At 74.2% G+C, this 1,004-nt stretch carries 2 protein-coding genes; both read right to left on the reverse strand.

Annotated elements, in window-relative coordinates; all coding sequences use genetic code 11:
* Positions 1–506 (reverse strand): GTPase (locus G7A99_RS21055; protein ID WP_205599976.1); only part of this gene is annotated, 506 nt, incomplete at its 3' end.
* A 34-nt stretch (positions 507–540) separates the two neighbouring features.
* Positions 541–1,004: hypothetical protein (locus G7A99_RS21060; RefSeq protein WP_205599977.1), on the reverse strand; the 464-nt coding region annotated here is incomplete at its 5' end.

A 1,004-nucleotide genomic window follows, 5' to 3' on the forward strand; every position in this document is an offset into this window, starting at 1 on the left:
CGGTCGGCCTTGTTGAGGACCAGGATCACCGGGCGGCGCTCGGCGCAGACGACCTCCAGGGCGCGGCGCTCCGCGCGGGTGAGGTCGCCGTCGGCGACGAACACCACCAGGTCCGCGGAGGCCGCCGTACGCAGCGCGGTGGCCTCGCGGTCCTCGCCGGCGATCTCTTCCAGTCCCGGGGTGTCGTAGAGGAAGCAGTGGCCATCATCGCTGGCCCGCCAGATCGCCCGGTCCGCGGCCAGGGTCTCGCCGTGGAGGGCGCTGGTGGTGAACGCGGCACGCCCCAGCAGGGCGTTGAGCAGGGAGGACTTGCCGGCGCTCACCCGGCCGACAGCGGCGATGTAGATGTGCCCGTGCTCCAGGCGCTCGAGCATCTCGGCGACGGCCCGGTACTCGCCGTCGAGCTCGGTGCGCACCGCCTCGGGCACACGGCGGTCGGCGAGCAGCGCCTCCAGGCTCTCGCGGACCTGCAGCAGCGCGGTATCCTCGCCCGCCGGCGGGGGCATCGCGGTGTCCTCCCGCGAGGCCGCGTCGGCGGACTCATCCGTCCCGCTTCGGCGCCTCGCTGTCCAGCGCCACGCGGGCAAGCGAGCGCGCAGGCGTTCCCATATCCTCACGCAGGGTCTCCTCGAAACGTGCCAGGGCGTCGTCGGCGGCGAGCTCGCCACGGTCCTCCAGGGACACGATCAGCGCCCGCCCGGCAGTGCGGAACAGCAGCCCGTAGGCCACCGCGTGGACCGCGCCGCCAGCCAGCGTCCCCACGCCGGGGAAGGCCTTGAGGGCGTTGCCGGCGACGCCGAGCAGCAGTGGTGTCACGGTGTGCGAACGCCGGCGAACCCCGGCGATGAAGCGCTCCACACCGACCTCGCGCCAGTCCGCCTCGTACAGGGTGCACAGCTCCCGGACCATGCCCGCGGCCAGGCCGCCCTGGATGACGAGGTCGCTGCCCGGCGCCACCGCGGCCATGGCACCCACCACGGCGCGGCGGGCGTAGCGGCTGACCA

The sequence above is a fragment of the Arhodomonas sp. KWT genome (genome assembly GCF_010993615.1).